Origin of the sequence: Limimaricola soesokkakensis, assembly GCF_900172345.1 — a bacterium.
Taxonomy (GTDB): Bacteria; Pseudomonadota; Alphaproteobacteria; order Rhodobacterales; family Rhodobacteraceae; genus Limimaricola; species Limimaricola soesokkakensis.
Map to the genome: position 1 here is coordinate 39,902 of NZ_FWFY01000007.1, position 17,056 is coordinate 56,957.

General features: G+C 69.3%; 12 protein-coding genes and 1 pseudogene. 4 read left to right on the forward strand and 9 right to left on the reverse strand.

Translation table 11 applies throughout. The features are described 5' to 3' along the window. Nucleotides 1-18 precede the first annotated feature (18 nt). The 3 genes and pseudogenes from LOS8367_RS12010 to LOS8367_RS12020 all read left to right on the forward strand — a co-directional run. Nucleotides 19-192, forward strand: a pseudogene (locus LOS8367_RS12010) (zinc-finger domain-containing protein); the annotation flags it as partial. Nucleotides 193-359: 167 nt separating this feature from the next. Beyond that, nucleotides 360-3,155: a DNA polymerase I gene (gene polA / locus LOS8367_RS12015; protein ID WP_085896768.1), complete on the forward strand. Its 2,796-nt coding sequence runs from the start codon at nt 360-362 to the stop codon at nt 3,153-3,155. Between the two features lie 84 nt (nt 3,156-3,239). Continuing rightward, nucleotides 3,240-3,731: a pyridoxamine 5'-phosphate oxidase family protein gene (locus tag LOS8367_RS12020; protein ID WP_242665577.1), complete on the forward strand. Its 492-nt coding sequence runs from the start codon at nt 3,240-3,242 to the stop codon at nt 3,729-3,731. A gap of 206 nt (nt 3,732-3,937) precedes the next feature. Here LOS8367_RS12020 and LOS8367_RS12025 read toward each other — a convergent pair whose 3' ends face one another. The 5 genes from LOS8367_RS12025 to LOS8367_RS12045 all read right to left on the reverse strand — a co-directional run bounded on the left by LOS8367_RS12025 (nt 3,938) and on the right by LOS8367_RS12045 (nt 9,292). Beyond that, nucleotides 3,938-4,408: an Hsp20 family protein gene (locus LOS8367_RS12025; RefSeq protein ID WP_085896899.1), complete on the reverse strand. Its 471-nt coding sequence runs from the start codon at nt 4,406-4,408 to the stop codon at nt 3,938-3,940. Nucleotides 4,409-4,554: 146 nt separating this feature from the next. Next, nucleotides 4,555-5,373, reverse strand: a complete 819-nt coding sequence (locus tag LOS8367_RS12030) for a trypsin-like serine peptidase (protein ID WP_085896769.1) — start codon at nt 5,371-5,373, stop codon at nt 4,555-4,557. Nucleotides 5,374-5,455: 82 nt separating this feature from the next. Continuing rightward, nucleotides 5,456-6,745, reverse strand: coding sequence for a glycolate oxidase subunit GlcF (gene glcF, locus LOS8367_RS12035; RefSeq protein ID WP_085896770.1), 1,290 nt, complete (start codon nt 6,743-6,745; stop codon nt 5,456-5,458). 10 nt (nt 6,746-6,755) lie between these two features. Next, nucleotides 6,756-7,865, reverse strand: a complete 1,110-nt coding sequence (locus LOS8367_RS12040; RefSeq protein WP_085896771.1) for an FAD-binding protein — start codon at nt 7,863-7,865, stop codon at nt 6,756-6,758. Beyond that, a complete protein-coding gene (locus LOS8367_RS12045) occupies nt 7,862-9,292 on the reverse strand; it encodes an FAD-linked oxidase C-terminal domain-containing protein (protein WP_085896772.1) in 1,431 nt (476 codons plus the stop codon). Before LOS8367_RS12045 ends, LOS8367_RS12040 begins: the two co-directional genes overlap by 4 nt. A gap of 104 nt (nt 9,293-9,396) precedes the next feature. On the opposite strand from LOS8367_RS12045, the gene LOS8367_RS12050 reads away from it, so the two are divergent. Further along, nucleotides 9,397-10,089 carry a DUF599 domain-containing protein gene (locus tag LOS8367_RS12050; RefSeq protein WP_085896773.1) on the forward strand — a complete coding sequence of 231 codons (693 nt, stop codon included), beginning with the start codon at nt 9,397-9,399 and terminating at the stop codon, nt 10,087-10,089. A 116-nt stretch (nt 10,090-10,205) separates the two neighbouring features. Here LOS8367_RS12050 and LOS8367_RS12055 read toward each other — a convergent pair whose 3' ends face one another. Genes LOS8367_RS12055 through LOS8367_RS12070 form a run of 4 tightly spaced genes read right to left on the reverse strand, consistent with a single transcriptional unit; the run spans nt 10,206 to nt 17,012 of the window. After that, nucleotides 10,206-12,281 (reverse strand): hypothetical protein, encoded by a 2,076-nt coding sequence (locus tag LOS8367_RS12055; protein ID WP_085896774.1) that lies wholly within the window; start codon nt 12,279-12,281, stop codon nt 10,206-10,208. After that, entirely contained in the window at nt 12,278-15,109 is a 2,832-nt protein-coding gene (locus LOS8367_RS12060; protein WP_085896775.1) for a DUF4159 domain-containing protein, read from the reverse strand. The genes LOS8367_RS12055 and LOS8367_RS12060 overlap by 4 nt, the downstream gene beginning before the upstream one ends. Then, on the reverse strand, nt 15,109-15,999 hold the full coding sequence (locus tag LOS8367_RS12065; RefSeq protein WP_085896776.1) for a DUF58 domain-containing protein: 891 nt from the start codon (nt 15,997-15,999) through the stop codon (nt 15,109-15,111). Before LOS8367_RS12065 ends, LOS8367_RS12060 begins: the two co-directional genes overlap by 1 nt. After that, a complete protein-coding gene (locus tag LOS8367_RS12070) occupies nt 15,996-17,012 on the reverse strand; it encodes an AAA family ATPase (RefSeq protein WP_085896777.1) in 1,017 nt (338 codons plus the stop codon). Before LOS8367_RS12070 ends, LOS8367_RS12065 begins: the two co-directional genes overlap by 4 nt. Nucleotides 17,013-17,056: the final 44 nt, after the last annotated feature.

A 17,056-nucleotide genomic window follows, 5' to 3' on the forward strand; every position in this document is an offset into this window, starting at 1 on the left:
TGCAAGGCAAGGCCCCTCATGACACTTCCCGCGCCCGAGACCAAGATCGTCGACACCTGGCGCATCGCCTGCGACGGCGGCAGCGCGGGGCTCGGCCATCCGCGCGTCTGGCTGATGATCCCGCACGATACCGGCTGGGTCGACTGCTCCTATTGCGACGCGCGCTACATCCACCGTGACTTCGCCGAGAAGGGCGCGGAGGGGCTGGACGACATCACCCGCGGGCAGGATCGCTCGGGCCAGGAGAACGAAACCCGCTGAGGCGGGCGCTCCGGCCCCAATTTCCTTGCAAAGGAAATTGCCCGAATTCTTGCAAGAATTCGGTTTGAATTGACACGACATCGCGAAAGAGGGCGGGCATGACGCAATTCGGCAAGGGGTGCCACCTGCACCTGATCGACGGCTCGGCCTTCATTTTCCGCGCCTATCACGCGCTGCCACCGCTGACCCGCAAATCGGACGGTTTGCCGGTCGGCGCGGTGTCGGGCTTCGTCAACATGCTGCAGCGCTATATCGACGGCAACACTGGCCCCGACGCCGCCACCCATGTCGCGGTGATCTTCGACAAGGGCTCCCACACCTTCCGCAACGATCTCTACGACCTCTACAAGGCCAATCGCGAGGCGATGCCCGAGGATCTGCGGCCGCAGATCCCGCTGACGCGTCGCGCCACCGAGGCGTTCAATATCGCCTGCAAGGAGAAGGAAGGCTTCGAGGCCGACGACATCATCGCAGCACTTTCCTGCCAAGCCCGGGACGCCGGCGGCCGCGTCACCATTATCTCATCCGACAAGGACCTGATGCAACTCGTCGGCGACGGGGTTGAAATGCTCGACCCGATGAAGAGCCGCCGCATCGACCGCGACGGCGTATTCGAGAAATTCGGCGTCTGGCCCGACCGTGTCGTCGACGTGCAGGCGCTCGCGGGCGATTCGGTCGATAACGTTCCGGGCGCGCCCGGCATCGGCATCAAGACGGCGGCGCTCCTGATCAACGAGTTCGGCGATCTCGAGACGCTTCTGGAGCGCGCCGGCGAAATCAAGCAGCCCAAGCGACGCCAGACGCTGATCGAGCACGAAAAACAAATCCGGCTCTCGAAGCAGCTGGTGGCGCTGGATTGCGACTGCCCGCTCGACTTCACGCTCGACGATCTCGAGATCCGCGAGCCGGACCCCGAGGCGCTGTTGGGCTTTCTCGCCGAGATGGAGTTCCGAACCATCACCCGCCGCGTCGCCGAGAAACTGGGGCAGGAGGCGCCGGTGGTGCCCGAGGTGGCCGCGACCGAGGCGGTCGAGCCCGAGCCTGAGGTCCCCTTCGATCATGCCGGCTACCAGAAGGTGACGACGGCCGAGGAGCTGCAGGTCTGGATCGACGCGATCCGCGAGCTGGGCCATGTCGCGGTCGACACCGAGACCACCAGCCTCGACGAAATGCGTGCCGAGCTCGTCGGCATCTCGCTGGCGCTGACACCGGGTCATGCCTGCTACATCCCGCTGTGCCACAGCGAGGGCGGCGACGATCTGTTCGGGGGTGCCCAGCTCTGCGCGGGGCAGATGCCGATGGAGGAGGCGCTGGCGATGCTGAAGCCGGTGCTGGAGGACACCTCGATCCTCAAGATCGGCCAGAACATGAAATACGACCTGAAGATATTCGCCGGTCTCGGAATCGACGTGGCGCCCTTCGACGACACGATGCTCCTGAGCTACGCGATGCATGCGGGGCTGCATGGGCACGGCATGGATACGCTCAGCGAACGCTATCTCGGCCATCTGCCGATCCCGATCAAGCAAGTGATCGGCACCGGCAAGTCGGCGGTGACATTCGATCGGGTCGGCATCGACGAGGCGGTGAAATACGCGGCCGAGGACGCCGACATCACGCTGCGCCTGTGGAAGCGGTTCAAGCCGGAACTGCATCGCAACCGCGTCACCACCGTCTACGAGACGCTGGAGCGCCCGCTGGTGCCGGTACTGGCGCGGATGGAGCGGGCGGGCGTCGAGGTCGACCGCGAGGTGCTGTCGCGCATGTCCAACGCCTTCGCGCAGAAGATGGCGGGGCTGGAGGCCGAAATCCACGAGAAGGCCGGACGCCCCTTCAATGTCGGGAGCCCCAAGCAACTGGGCGAGATCCTGTTCGACGACCTCGGCCTGCCCGGCGGCAAGAAGGGCAAGACCGGGGCCTATGCGACGGGAGCCGACATCCTCGAAGATCTCGCCACCGAGCACGAGCTACCGCGCCTCGTGCTCGACTGGCGGCAGATCTCGAAGCTGAAATCGACCTATACCGACAGCCTGCAGGAGCACATCCACCCCGAGACCGGGCGGGTGCACACCTCGTATTCGATCGCGGGCGCCAACACCGGCCGCCTCGCTTCGACCGACCCGAATCTGCAGAACATCCCGATCCGCACCGACGAAGGCCGCCGCATCCGCGAGGCCTTCGTCGCGCCCAAGGGCCGGGTGCTGGTCTCGCTCGACTACAGCCAGATCGAGCTGCGTATCCTTGCCCACATGGCGGGGATCGAGGAGCTGAAACAGGCGTTCCGCGAGGGGCAGGACATCCACGCCGCCACCGCGTCGGAGATGTTCAACGTGCCCCTCGAGGAGATGACGCCCGAGATCCGGCGGCAGGCCAAGGCGATCAATTTCGGCGTGATCTACGGCATCTCGGGCTTCGGCCTCGCCCGCAACCTGCGGATTCCGCGCGAGCAGGCGCAGGGCTTCATCGACCGCTACTTCGAGCGTTTCCCAGGCATCCGCACTTACATGGACGAGACCACCGCCTTCGCGAAGGCCAATGGCTATGTCCAGACGCTGTTCGGGCGGCGCATCAACACGCCCGAGATCAACGCCAAGGGGCCGGGGGCGGGGTTCGCCAAGCGCGCCGCGATCAACGCGCCGATCCAGGGCACGGCGGCCGACATCATCCGCCGTGCGATGATCCGCATGGACGATGCCATCGCCGCCGTGCCTTCGGCGCGGATGCTGTTGCAGGTGCATGACGAATTGCTGTTTGAGGTCGACGAGGCCGAGGCCGATGCGCTGATCCCCATCGCCCGCGAGGTGATGGAAAACGCCGCGCGGCCCGCGGTGCATCTCGACGTGCAGCTGCTGGCCGAGGGCGGGCAGGGTCGGACCTGGGCCGAGGCGCACTGAACGGAACCGCGCCCCTCGCGCATCGTTGCCTTGCCGAAGCGGGCGGCGGCAACGTGGCCGCCCGTCCAGCACGAGGATTCAATGATGGGCGAGCACAGCCAAGAGAAGCGCGTGGAAATGTTCTGGAAGCGGATCGATGGTCTGCATGCCGGGCTGATCGGGCTGAAGGGCACCGACCGGCTGATTCCGATGGCGCATTACACCGACCCCGAAGCGGGCTGCCTGTGGTTCATCGGCCATGACGGCACCGAACTGGCGGAGCGGGCCGAGACCGGTCCGCAGGACGCGGTCTTCGCGGTGACCAGCGACGAACATGGCATCTACACCCATGTCCACGGCACGCTGACGCTGAGCCATGACGAGCAGAAGCTCGACGAGCTGTGGTCGAAGGTGGCCGCGAGCTGGTTCGAGGATGGGCGCCGCGATCCCGACATCCGGCTGCTATGCCTGACGCTGAACTCGGCCGAGGTCTGGACCTCGACCACCTCCGCCGCGCGGTTCCTCTACGAGACCGCCAAGGGCAACCTGTCGGAGAACAAGCCCGACGTGGGCGACAAGTATTCGCTGACGTTCTGAAACAAGGCGTCCATGATACGGGAAGGGCGGCCTTGGGGCCGCCCTTCCTTTATTTGCCGGCCCGGACGCGCTCTGTCTGATGTATACCGCGCCACGAAAAAGACGCGGGCCCTTGCGGACCCGCGCCCTCGCGCGGTGCGGTCACGACCGGCGCCTCACCGACCGACCGCGTCGCGCACGGCCGGCTGGAGTGCCCGACCGTATTCTCAGTTGACCGATTTCTCCTCGATCAGGTTCGCGTCCTGCGGCTTCTGGCTCGAGATCTCGATGCGGCGCGGCTTCAACGCTTCGGGCACCTCGCGGACCAAGTCGATATGCAACATGCCGTCGAGATGGCTGGCGCCCGTCACCTTCACGTGGTCGGCAAGGTGGAAGCGGCGCTCGAAGGCGCGCGTCGCGATGCCGCGATGCAGGAAAGTGCGGCCTTCCTGATCGTCCTCGGCCTTGCGCGCGGTCACGATCAGGGCGTTCTCGCGGACCTCGACGGCGAGGTCGTCGGCACCAAAGCCGGCAACGGCGATCGAGATGCGCCAGGCGCTCTCGTCGGTCTTCTCGATGTTGTAGGGCGGGTAGTTGTTCTGCGTGGTCTCGCCGGCAAGCACGCGGTCCATCAGGTCGGCAACCTGATCGAAGCCCACGGTGGCACGGTAGAGCGGGGCAAGATCGAACGTACGCATCATGGTCATCCTCTGTCTCAAAGCGATAACGTCGTGATGGCCCTCCCGACGGGGGACGGGCCGGAGATCCGGAGCCCGGTCTGGCGCTCCGTAACTGCAATGTGGGTGGGGATTTTCGGGCTTTCAAGAGCCCCGCGGTCGCGATCTCAGGGGCGGATGAAGCGGGCGCCGATCTCGGTTCTCTGGCCGGCGCCGACCACCCGGACCTGACCCGTGGACAGGCCGCCGAAGGCGCCGGTGCCGCTCTCCATGCGGGCCCGCAGATCGGGCAGGGGCCGGTCGAGCGCGACGCCGATGGCAACGTTGCGGCCATCCATCTCGGCCTTGGCCGAGATCACAGAAACGATCCGCGCCCGGCCGCCCTCGAAGCTGAAGACAGGCGAACCCGAGGAGCCGTAATCGACATCGCAGCCCATCACCAGAAGGCCGTTCTCCTCGCCCAGCACGTCGCAGGTCTCCTGCAGCGACGGTGCCTCGGCTCGGTCATGCGCGTAGGAGACCACGCCGACCTCGGCGCCCGCGACCACCCCTTCCAACGTCTCGAACGGGGTGATGCGGGCCGAGCGGATCGGCTGCGCGAGTTCGAGAAGTGCCACGTCCTCGGCGCTGGCCGCGCCGGATCCGGTGCCGACGAAGGCGTATCCTTCCGGGGCCAGTGCCCGGCGCACCGAGCGGTAGGCCAGAGCCCGGCCGCCCCGCATCCCGGCCTTGAACTCGATCTCGGACGGATCGATCCGATCGCCGCTGTCGCGGTCGTAAAGACAATGCGCGGCGGTGAGCACGAGGTCGGGTGCGATCAGCGCCCCCGTGCAGAAGCCGCGGCCTCCGAGATCGAGACGCCCCACAGCCTCCCAGCCGCGCGCGTCATCGCCCGTCACCATCTCGACGAGATCGTGACGATCCGCGCGCACCGGCAGCGACAGCGCCACCAGAACCAGCAAGGCGACCGCGATGGCCTGCCGCATCTGCCCTCCTTCGGGTCGCCGGGCAGGGAGCACCCGGTTCGCAGGCGAGACTAGGCCAGACGGCGATGGCTTCAAAGGGCAATCAAGCCGATTGTTTCGAAATCGCGGGAGGTTGCGGCCCGCCGGTCGCCCAGTCGAGAAGCTGCACGGAATGTACCACCGGCACGCCGGTACCGCGGCCGATCTGCATCATGCAGCCGATGTTGCCGGCGGCGATCACCTGCGGCTTCAGCACCTCCAGAGTCTCGACCTTGCGGTCGCGCAACTCGGCGGAAATCTCGGGCTGCATCAGGTTGTAGGTGCCCGCCGAGCCGCAGCACAGGTGGCTGTCGGCGGGCTCGAGCACCTCGAACCCCGCCTGCTTCAGCAGGTTCTTCGGTCCGGCCTTCAGCTTCTGGCCGTGCTGCAGTGAGCAGGCGGCGTGATAGGCCACGCGCAGGGGCGCGGCCTTCGCGCCTTCGGGCAGGCCCAGCTCGGCCACGATCTCCGACACGTCGCGGCACAGCCCGCCGATCCGCGCGGCCTCGGCCTCCATCTCGTGGCCCACGAACATGTGGCCGTAATCCTTCATCGTGGTGCCGCAGCCCGAGGTGTTGATCACCACGGCGTCGAGTCCCTCGATCGACGCCATCGACCGGATCAGCTTGGCTGCGGTACCGCGCGCCTCGCCATGCTTGCCCATGTGCTCGGTCAGCGCGCCGCAGCAGCCGACGCCCTCGGGGATCACCACCTCGCAGCCCAGCCGGGTGAGAAGCCGGATCGTCGCGTCGTTGATCTCGGTGTCGAGCGCGCGCTGGGCGCAGCCGATCGACAGACCCACGCGCAACCGCCGCTCGCCCATGGCGGGGAACACCTGCGGATCGTCGTTGCGCGACACCGGGGGGATCTTTGCGGGAGCCATCTCCAGCATCGCGCGCAGCCGGCGGTCGGGCATCAACCCCTTGAACGGCTTGCCGAGCTTCGCGGCCAGAAGCGCCAGTCGGAACCGGCCCGGATAGGGTAGGATCCGCGCCAGCACCCAGCGCAGGAAACGGTCCATCATCGGCCGTTCGTAATTCTTCTCGATATAGCCGCGGGCCTGGTCGATCAGGTGGCCGTAATGCACGCCCGAGGGACAGGTGGTCATGCAGGCGAGGCAGCCGAGGCAGCGGTCGAGATGGGTGACCGTCTTGTCGTCGGGGACGCGCTCGTTTTCGAGCATGTCCTTGATCAGGTAGATCCGGCCGCGCGGGCTGTCCAGCTCGTCGCCCAGCACCTGATAGGTCGGGCAGGTCGCCGTGCAGAAGCCGCAATGCACGCAGGATCGCAGGATCGCGTTGGCCTCGGCGATCTTTGGATCGCGCAGCTGCTCGGGGGTGAAACTGGTCTGCATGTGGTCTCCGTCAGGCGGCGAGGATGCCGCGCGGGTCGAATGTCTCGCGCAGGCCGCGGGTCAGCGCCTGTACCGCCAGCGGCTCGGGCTGCAGCGTGTGCAGCTTCGCGTGGGTTTCCGGGGCGGCGCGCACCAGCGTCGCATGGCCGTCATAGCGGCCGAGCCGCGCCCGCAGGTCGTCTCCCTCGGCGCAGCGCAGCCAGATCAGACCGCCGCCCCAGTCGTAGAAGGCTTGCTCGGCCCCGGCGCGGGCCACGAGCTCGGCGGCTTGGCTCGGGCGTACCGAGACGCGCCAGACATCGCCGGCGGTACCGTGGAAGGGGGCGACGTCGCGGATGCCGCGCCAATCGACGCGCACCGCCTCGCGGTCGGTCTCGACCTCCCAGGCGCCGTGCGACGCCAGCCGCTCGGCCAGCGCCCGGCAACGATATTCTACCGAGGGAGCAAAGCCCTCGATCCGCAGCACCGTGCGCGCCCCGCCTTGCGCCTGCGGGTCATGCGCGGCGCCCGACACCTCGAAGGGCGTGCCCAGCGCCTCGGACATCGCCCGAACCGCCGTGGCATCGTCGAGGCCGCGGATCACCAAGCTGGCAGCGGTTTCGGTCCCCGGCAGCACCTTGAGCGCGACCTCGGTGATCACGCCCAGCGCGCCGCGGCTGCCCGCGACGAGGCGGGCGAGATCGTAGCCGGTAACGTTCTTCATCACCCGGCCGCCATTCTTGACCACCGTGCCCTCGCCATCGACGAAGCGCAGCCCGAGCAAGTGGTCGCGCGCCGCACCGACCTGCATCCGGCGCGGACCCGACACGTTGGCCGCGACGACGCCGCCGATGGTCGGGGTGCCGGTTGTGCCCAGCAGCGCGCGATGATCCATCGGCTCGAAGGCAAGCCGCTGGTTGGCCTTGGCCAGCGCCGCGTCGATCTCCTCCACCGGCGTGCCCGCCAGTGCCACCAGCGTCAGCGCCGCCGGGTCGTGCAGGGTGATGCCCGACAGGGCCGAGGTGGAGAGAGGCGTGCCATCGGGCAGCAGCCCGCGCGTGCCGCCGCCGCGCACCGAGAGCGGACCGGTCGCGTCGCGCAGCGCTTCGGCCAACTCGGCCTCTGATCCGGGGCGGATCATGCCCGGCGTCCTTCGCTGGCCGCCAGCGGAAACACCTTGGCGGGGTTCAGCAGCCATTTCGGGTCGAACACGTCCTTCACCTTCATCTGCGCCTCGAGATCCTGCGGTTCGAACTGCACCGTCATCAGGTCGCGCTTTTCCACGCCGACTCCGTGCTCACCGGTCAGGCAGCCGCCGACCTCGACGCAAAGCCGCAGGATGTCGGCGCCCATCTCCTCGCATTTCTCCAGATCGCCTTCCTTGTTCGCGTCGAACAGGATCAGCGGATGCATGTTGCCGTCGCCCGCGTGGAACACGTTGGCGACGCCAAGCCCGTACTGGTCGCTCAACTCGCCGATGCGCTTGAGCACCTCGGGCAGGGCCGAGACCGGGATCGTGCCGTCGAGGCACATGTAGTCGTTAATCTGGCCCATCGCGCCGAAGGCGGATTTGCGCCCCAGCCAGATCCGCGCCGCCTCGTCGGCGTCTTGCGCCGCGCGGATCTCGACCGGGTCGTGGTCGCGGGCGATCTTCAGGATCGTCTCGAGCTGATGGTTGATCTCATCGGCCGAGCCCTCGACCTCGACGATTAAAAGCGCCTCGCAATCGGGGTAGCCCGCCTTGGCGAAGGCTTCGCAGGCGCGGATGCAGGGACGGTCCATGTATTCGATCGCCACCGGCAGAACGCCCGCCTTGATGATGTCGGCGACGCAGGCGCCCGCCGCCTCGGCGCTGTCGTAGCCCATCAGCACGGGCAGCGCGCCCTCGGGCTTGGGCAGGATGCGCAGCGTCGCCTCGGTGACGACGCCGAGCTGTCCCTCGGAGCCGCAGATCACGCCCAGGAGGTCGAGCCCGCCCGCATCCATATGCGCGCCGCCGATCTCGACCACGGTGCCGTCCATCTGCACCATGGTGACGCCGAGCAGGTTGTTGGTGGTCACCCCGTATTTCAGGCAATGCGCGCCGCCGGAATTCATCGCGATGTTGCCGGCGATGGCGCAGGCAAGCTGCGAGGAGGGGTCGGGGGCATAGAAGAAGCCCAACTCCTCCACCGCGCCGGTAACGCTCAGATTCGTGCGCCCGGTCTGCACCCGGATGATCCGGTCGGCGGTATCGGTTTCGAGCACCCGGTTCATCCGCGACACGCCCAGGATCACGGAATCGGCGGTCGGCAGCGCGCCCCCCGCGAGCGAGGTGCCGGAGCCGCGCGGCACCACCGGCACGTTCTCCTCGTGACAGATCCTGAGCGCCGCCGAGACCTCCTCGGTGGTCGAGGGCAGCACCACGCAAAGCGGCGGGCAGCGATAGGCGGTGAGCGCATCGCATTCATAGGCGCGGGTTTCGGAAGGATCGTGAATCACGCCCCTCTCGCCCAACGCCTCGGTCAGGCGCTGCACGACCTGTGCCTTCCGGGCCATGATGCGGGCGTCGGGAGATGGCATCTGCATGGCTCGCGCCTCCAATCTCGCAAGGGTCTGTCAGGGATTGGTAAGGAAATATAACCAAAACTGCCCCATGGCAAGCGCCCTGCAGCGTCGCTAGGTTGCGCGGCATGGATCCGCTTGCCAGCCTGCCGCATCTCACCTTGTTCGATACCCTCGGGCTCGCGCTTATGCTGGTGGGCTACTGGCTCATTGGCTGGCGCATCGAGCATCCGGGACGGCGCCCCTCGGTGACGGTGCTGATGGCCGAGCACCGGCGTGAGTGGATGCGCGAATTCGTGCTGCGCGGAAACCGGATCTTCGACGCGACGATCATGGGCAGCTTGCGGCAGGGCACCTCCTTCTTCGCCTCGACCTGCCTTCTGGCGGTGGGCGGCGTGTTGGCGCTGATCGGCAATACCGAGCCATTGCAGGGTGTGGCAGAGGGCTTCGGCCAGGACCGCCAGCCGGATGTGCTATGGCAGATCAAGCTGCTGCCGGTGGCACTGTTGCTGACGCATGCCTTCCTGAAATTCGTCTGGGCCCATCGGATCTTCGGCTATTGCTCGGTGCTGATGGCTTCGGTGCCCAACGCCGCCGAGGACCCGCGCGCCCTTCCACGCGCGATGCAGGCGGCGGAGCTTAACATCCGCGCGGCGTGGAACTTCAATCGCGGCTTGAGGGCCATGTATTTCGCGCTCGGCGCGCTGGCCTGGTTGCTGGGCGGCTGGGCGCTGATCCTCGCCATGGCGGCGGTATTGTGGGTGTTGTGGAGCCGGGAGTTCGCCTCGGTTCCCCGCGCGGTGCTTCTGGAACAAAGCTGAGGGGGCTGCCGCCCCCGCCGCTGCGCGGCCCCTCGCGCGTATTTGGGAAAGATGAAGCAGAGGGTGCGCCAGTCCGGCTCATCTTTCTCCAAATACGCAAATCCCGAATTTTCGGACTAGCGCCGCGCCTCGCGCAGCCAAGCGCCCAGCATCAGCGCCGCCGCCAGCAGCAGCAATGCCCAGGCGGGGACGAGCGGGATCACCGTGAGATCAAGCGTGCGGTAGGCGCCGCGCGGGGTCAGCCCGATCCATCCGCGTCCCGCGGCCGGTCGACCGGGGCGCACGTCCCGCAGCGCCGGCATTCCGTCCTCCATCGCCACGATGCCGCCGCGCGTTTTCGACACGGTGTCCTCCAGCGCCACGGCGCTGGCGATGGTGTCCTCGAACTCGCGCGGCGCGGCCGGACCGAGCGCGATCACCGCCTCCTGCTCGCCTTCCGACAGGCGGTAGAGCCCCATGCGCGGCGCGCCCCACAGCGCCTCGAAACGCCCTGGCTCGACCTCCTCGAGCTCGACCTCGGTTTCGCTGCCATCCGGGGCGGTCACCGTGACGGGGCCGATCTCCTGGGCGAGCGAGCGGCGCACGATGCGCATGACGAGCCCCGAGGGCTCCGCCCAGAGCGCCTCTTCCTCGAGCTCGGGCTCCTTCATCATCCAGTGCGCGAGACGGCGCAGCAGGTCGAGCTGCGGGCCGCCGCCATCATAGCCGCGCCCCCAGAGCCAAACCTGATCCGAGGCCAGGAGCGCGACGCGACCCTCGCCGACCCGATCAAGCGCCAGAAGCGGCCGCTCGCCCGGCCCGGTCAGGGCGATGGTGGCGCTCTGGGTCGGCTCGATCTCGATCTGCCGGAACCAGCGGCCCCAGTCGGGGGCGAGCGGATCGGCCCCGGCCTCGAGCCACGGGTCGGCGAGGCCGGAGGTGACGGGATGGCGCGCACCCAGCTCGGTCAACTCGGGGCGAAAGGCGCGCTCGACCACGCGGGCGCTGGGCATGCCGGGCAGGACGAAGCCCAGCGGGCTGCGATAGATGCTGTCGGCGCCCGCATATTCCGGCCCGGCGGTGACCAGCACCGCGCCGCCCTCTTCGACGTAGCGCGCGACGTTGGCGAAGTAGTCGGAGGGCAGGATGCCGCGTCTGCGGTAGCGGTCGAAGACGATCAGGTCGAACTCGTCGATCTTCTCGATGAACAGCTCGCGGGTCGGAAAGGCGATCAGCGACAGCTCCTCGACCGGCACCCCGTCCTGTTTCTCGGGCGGGCGCAGGATGGTGAAATGCACCAGATCGACCGAAGGGTCGGATTTCAGAAGGTTGCGCCAGGTCCGTTCGCCCGCATAGGGCTCGCCCGAGACCAGAAGCACGCGCAGCCGGTCGCGCACGCCGTTGATCTGCACGACGCTTTCGTTGTTGCGCACGGTCAGTTCGCCCTCGACCTCCGGCGTGGCGAATTGCAGCACGTTCATGCCGCCATGCGGCAGCGCGACCGGAAGCCGGATGTCGCGCCCGAGCGGTACTTCGAAACGCATCGGCTCGCCGCCGTCGATGGCGATGGTGAGCGGCACCGGCCCGGCGCTCTGTGGCGCCGCGCCGCTATCCTCGACCCGCAGGGTCAGCTCCACCTCCTCGCCGAGAATCGCGAAGGCCGGGGCGTTGCGCACCACGACGCGGCGGTCCCAGTCGCTGTCGCGCCCCGACAGCAGCACATGCGCGGGGGCGGGCAGGTCGGGGGCACGGGCGGCGTCGTGCAGCCGCCCGTCGGTCAGCATGACGATGCCCGCGACCCGACCCGCGGGCTCTTCGGCCAAGGCCTCGGAGAGCGCGGTCATCAGCTTGGTGCCGCCATCCTCCGGGGCGTCGCCGAGGCGCACCACGCGCAGCTCGGTGTTCTCGCGTGCCGCGATCCGGCCCTGCAGCGCCTCGAGTGCGGCCTCGGTCTGCTCGGCGCGATCCGACAGGGTCTGGCTCGCGCTTTCGTCCACGACGGCGATCACGATGTCCGAGAGCGGCTGGCGCTCCTCGCGCTGCAGCGCCGGGTTGGCGAGACCCGCCAGCAGAGCGAGCCCGGCGAGCGCCCGCAGCCACCATCCCGGCAGGCCGCGCCACAGCGCCAGCGCGACCACGAGAACGGTCAGCGCCGCAAGCGCCCAAAGCGCAGGCCATGGCAGCAGCGGGTCGAAGATCACCGTGCCGTTCACTGGCCAAGCCTCTCGAGCAGCGCCGGCACGTGGACCTGATCGGATTTGTAGTTGCCGGTGAGCACATGCATCACGAGGTTCACCCCGAAGCGATAGGCCATCTCGCGCTGGCGCTCGCCTGCCATGCCGCGCCCGACCGGGTAGAGCGGCATGCCGATCTCGTCCATCGCCCAGGCCGAGGCCCAGTCATTGCCACCGATCACCACAGGGGTCACGTTGTCGTTGAGGTTGCGGAACGGCATTCCGGGGGTCGGCTCCTCGTCCGGCGCCGCCTCGACCCAGACGTCGCGGCCCTGATGGCGGCCCGGGAAATCCTGCAGCAGGTAGAAGGTGCGCGTGAGCACGTGGTCCTCTGGCACCGGCGAGAGCGGCGGCACGTCGAGCGGGCGGGCGATGGCCTGGAGGCGGCGGCCCTCGGGCGTGGTCGTGCCGAGCCCCGCGATTCCGGCGTCGCGCGTGTCGAAGACGATCATCCCGCCGCCGCGCAGATAGGCGTTGAGCTTGTCATAGGCAGCCCCCGAAGGAATGGGCGTCGTAGCAGTGATCGGCCAGTAGAGTAGGGGGAAGAAGGCCAGCTCGTCGGTCTCGGGATCGACCGCCATCGGGGCGGCGGGCTCGACCGAGGTGCGCTGCCACAGCGTTCGGCCGAGCCCTTCGAGCCCAGCGCGGGCAATATCGTCCACGGCCGGATCGCCGGACAGGATGTGCCCCAGCACGACGGAGCCGGTGGCGGCTTGGGCAAAGTCTTCGGCCTGCGGGTCCATCGGTGGTTCGGCGGCGGCGGAGCCGGAAGGGGGCGTGTTGACCGGCGGCGTTGCGGGGGCGGTGCCCTCCTGTGCCTCGGCCGGCGGGACCGGCGCCAGCAGCAGTGCCAGCACCACGGATGCGGCCCGCAGGCCGCGCAGCCGGCCGCCGACCAGCAGCGAGGCGACGGCGTCGATGGCCATCAGCGCCACGGCCAGCGCCAGCAGCAGCCCGCCCAGCGGCCGTTCGGCCGGGCGGTCGAGCCCCTCGACCGCGATGCGGGCGGGCCAGCGGGCCGGCGCGAGCGTGGTGTCGGCACGGGTGACGTTGAGCGCGTAGCGCCCAGCCTCGCCCTCGTAGAGGCCCGGCGGCAATTCGGAACCCAGATCGCCCTTCGCGAGATCCTCGCCCGCCACGGCGGCGCGGGTGTCGGTCCCGGTCAGGCGGCCCTCGGCGTCCATCACCTCGACCGGCTGCCAGGTCGTCCCCGCGAGGTCCGCGCCGGCGTCCGCATCGGCCCGGGCCGAGATGGCGAGCCGCTCGAGCATCGACACGAACAGCCCCGACAGTGGCAGCGATGACCACTCGGCATTGGCGGTGACATGCATCAGCACCACCTGACCGTCGCCGAGCGGCTTGCGGGTGACCAGTGGCGTGCCGTCCGAAAGCTGGGCGATGACGCGGGCGGCCAGATCGGGGCCAGGCTGGGCAACGACCTGCGCGCGTACGGTCACGTCGTCGGGCACGGCGAGGCCATGGAACGGGCTGTCGGCCGCGAAGGGGGCGATGGTCTTGGGCTCGCCCCAGCTCATGCTGCCGCCGACCGAGCGGCCGCCAGCGCGCAGCCGCACCGGCATCAGGGGATCGTCGCCGTCGCGGCCCGCATCCGAGGCGGCGAGCCTAGGCCCGGCAAAGCGCAGCAGCAGCCCGCCATCCTCCACCCATGCCTGCAGCGCCTCGGCCTCGGCGGGCGGCAGGCTGCCGGCATCCGCGAGGACGATCACGTCCGGATTGGCGGGGATCAGCGCCGGCAGGTCGCCCGAGACAAGATCGGCCTGCGGCTCCAAGGCCACGCGCAGGTAATGCAGCGGCGACATCAGCTCGGTGGATTCGCGCGACTCGCGGCTTTCGACGAGGCCGATCTCGCGCCGCCGGAGCGCATCGTCGGTGAGCGCCACCGCGGCGGCGGAGCGCGCGCCATCGATCTCGAAGCGGGTGACGCGGTTGCGCAGTTCCGGCGGCAGCGACAGATCGGCTCGCGCCACCGCATTGCCGGGTGCGAAGTCGAGCGTAGCGGCGGCGAGGCGGCGCTCGATCCCGGCCGGGTCGAGACCATGCGCGGCGACGGTCACGCTCTCGGCGCCGCCGCTTGGCGTGCGCACGGCCTCCAGCGCGATGGCGGTGCCGTCGAGTTGCGGCGGCCGCAGCGCCGCGATCCGGCGCGGGGTCTGGATCACTCGGACCGGGCCATGCGTTTCAAGCACGGTCAGAAGGGTGTCGCGGCTGCCACGGGCGAGACCGTCGGAGAGCCAGACCGTCTCGAACCGCCCCTCCAGCGTTTCGGCCCAGTCAGCGAGCGCGGCCGGATCGGGTTGCCATGGCCGCGGCGCGACGCCGGGCAGGCTGGCCAGCACCGCTTCCGCGGGATCGAATCGCGTCTCGGGCGGCGGATCGGTCAGCGCCACCAAAGCGGCGGGGCGACCGGCGCGGCGCGCCTCGCCCAGCAGCGCTTCGATCCGGGCCGCGCGGGCCGGCCAGTCACGCGCATCGGCCCATGTGGCGTCGGCGAGGATCAGCAGCGGACCGCTGCCCGGCGCGGCGCGCTCGGACGGGTTCAGCACCGGCCCCGCGAAACCGATGATCGCGGCGGCGACGGCAAGGATGCGCAGCAGCAGGAGCCACCACGGCGTGCGGTCGGACTGGCTCTCGCGGTCGTCGAGGCCCAGAAGCAGCGCGACCCCCGGGAAACGGCGGCGCAGCGGCGCGGGCGGCACGGCGCGCAGGATCAGCCACAGCACCGGCAACAGCACCAGCCCTGCCAGCAGCCAGGGCGAGAGAAAGCCGACCGGGCCGAGGCTCCACATCAGCGCCGCTCCAGCGCGGCATAGAGCCACAGCAGCGCCGAGGCGGCGCTATCGGATGTGCGGTGGGTCGAGAATTGCCAGCCGGTGGCGCGGGCCAGATCGGCCAGCCGGTCACGACGCTCGGCCAGCCGCTGGAGATAGCGGTCGCGCAGATCGCCAGCCTTCAGGGTCTCGTGGCGCAGCGCGCCCGACATGCTTTCGAAGATGGTACGGCCATCATAGGGAAACGCCTCTTCGGCGGGGTCGAGCACCTGAAGGAGCGCGCCGCGCACGCCGCGATCGGCCGCGGCGGTAAGCATCGTCTCGACCGGCTCGACCGGCCCGAGAAAATCCGAGACCAGCACCGCCCGGCTTTGCGGCGCGAGGCCTTTCGCCTCGGGGGCACCGTGATCCTCGGCCGTGTCCTGCGACAGGAGTTGCGCCAGCCGCGACAGCTGTCCGCGGCCACGGCGCGGCGGCAGCCGCGCATCGGCGAGGCCCACCCGCTCGCCGCCGCGGGTCAGCACTACCGCGATGGCCAGCGCGATGAGCCGGGCGCGGTCGCTTTTGGGGGGCAGCTTCGGCGTCGAGGCAAAGCCCATCGAGGCCCCGTCATCGACCCAGAGCGCGACGCTCTGCGCGATCTGCCATTCCTTCTCCTGTACGAAGGCCTGATCGGCCCGGCCCGAGCGACGCCAGTCGATGGCGCGCGCGGTGTCGTACGGCTGCGCCGCGCGGTATTGCCAGAAATTGCTGCCCGCGCCGGCCCGCCTGCGGCCATGCTCGCCCATCAGCACGGTCTGGGCCAGCTGTTCGGCCTCGGCCAGGAGCGGCGGCAGCGGGCTCGCGAGGTCCTCCGCCCGGCCGCGCAGGCCGAGAGGGGCCGTGGTCGTGGCGGGGCTGGCGCTCACGCGGCCGCCTCGGCCCGCGTCACCCTCTCCGCCACGCTCTCGATCAATGCGGGCAGGTTTTCGCCCCGCGCCCGGGCGGCGAAGCCCAGCGCCATGCGGTGCTCCAGCACCGGCACCGCCAGCCGCGCCACGTCCTGCGGTCCCGGCGCCAGGCGGCCGTCGAGCAGTGCTTCGGCGCGCACCGCGAGCATCAGGGCCTGCGCCGCGCGCGGCCCCGGCCCCCAGCTCACCGATTGCCGCAACTCCGGCAGCGCCTCGGGCTCGTCTGGACGGCAGGCGCGCACCAGGTCGAGGATCAGCTCCATCACGCCTTCGCCCACCGGCATGCGGCGCAGCAGGCGCTGCGCCTCCAGCAATTCCTGCGCGGTGAAGACCGGCTCGGCCTCGGCCTCCTCGATGCCGGTGGTGGCCAGAAGGATCGCGCGCTCCGTGTCGCGGGTCGGGTAGGGCACGTCGATCTGGAACAGGAACCGGTCGAGCTGCGCCTCGGGCAGCGGGTAGGTGCCCTCCTGCTCCAGCGGGTTCTGCGTGGCCAGAACGTGGAACGGGCGGCCCAGCGGCCGGTGCTGCCCGGCGATCGTCACCTCGCGCTCCTGCATCGCCTGAAGGAGCGCCGACTGGGTGCGGGGCGAGGCACGGTTGATCTCATCGGCCATCAGCAGTTGGCAGAACACCGGACCCTCGATGAAGCGGAAGGCGCGGCTGCCGTCGGCGCCGGTCTCAAGAACCTCGGAGCCGAGGATGTCGGCGGGCATCAGGTCGGGGGTGAACTGGATTCGGCTTTCCGCGAGCCCCATTACCGTCGAGAGCGCGTCGACAAGCCGGGTCTTGCCCAAGCCAGGCAGGCCGACAAGCAGCGCGTGGCCGCCGCACAATAGCGCCGAAAGCGTCAGCCCGACCACGCGTTCCTGCCCGACGAAGCGCCGCGCCACGCTGTCGCGGGCCTGCGCGAGACGGTCGCCGAGGCGCTCGATTTCGGCGAGAAGATCGGCGTCGCTCACCTGCTCTGGCATGACAGCACTCCCGTCCTGGTCTAGCATTGCAGTCCCAGCAGATA

Bases quoted from the DNA above. Each gene is read 5' to 3' on its own strand.
- LOS8367_RS12070 (WP_085896777.1), bottom strand. From the start codon at position 17,012: ATGCCAGAGCAGGTGAGCGACGCCGATCTTCTCGCCGAAATCGAGCGC.
- LOS8367_RS12020 (WP_242665577.1), top strand. From the start codon at position 3,240: ATGGGCGAGCACAGCCAAGAGAAGCGCGTGGAAATGTTCTGGAAGCGG.
- LOS8367_RS12045 (WP_085896772.1), bottom strand. From the start codon at position 9,292: ATGCAGATGCCATCTCCCGACGCCCGCATCATGGCCCGGAAGGCACAG.
- glcF (WP_085896770.1), bottom strand. From the start codon at position 6,745: ATGCAGACCAGTTTCACCCCCGAGCAGCTGCGCGATCCAAAGATCGCC.
- LOS8367_RS12030 (WP_085896769.1), bottom strand. From the start codon at position 5,373: ATGCGGCAGGCCATCGCGGTCGCCTTGCTGGTTCTGGTGGCGCTGTCG.
- LOS8367_RS12050 (WP_085896773.1), top strand. From the start codon at position 9,397: ATGGATCCGCTTGCCAGCCTGCCGCATCTCACCTTGTTCGATACCCTC.
- polA (WP_085896768.1), top strand. From the start codon at position 360: ATGACGCAATTCGGCAAGGGGTGCCACCTGCACCTGATCGACGGCTCG.
- LOS8367_RS12060 (WP_085896775.1), bottom strand. From the start codon at position 15,109: ATGTGGAGCCTCGGCCCGGTCGGCTTTCTCTCGCCCTGGCTGCTGGCA.
- LOS8367_RS12025 (WP_085896899.1), bottom strand. From the start codon at position 4,408: ATGCGTACGTTCGATCTTGCCCCGCTCTACCGTGCCACCGTGGGCTTC.
- LOS8367_RS12040 (WP_085896771.1), bottom strand. From the start codon at position 7,865: ATGATCCGCCCCGGATCAGAGGCCGAGTTGGCCGAAGCGCTGCGCGAC.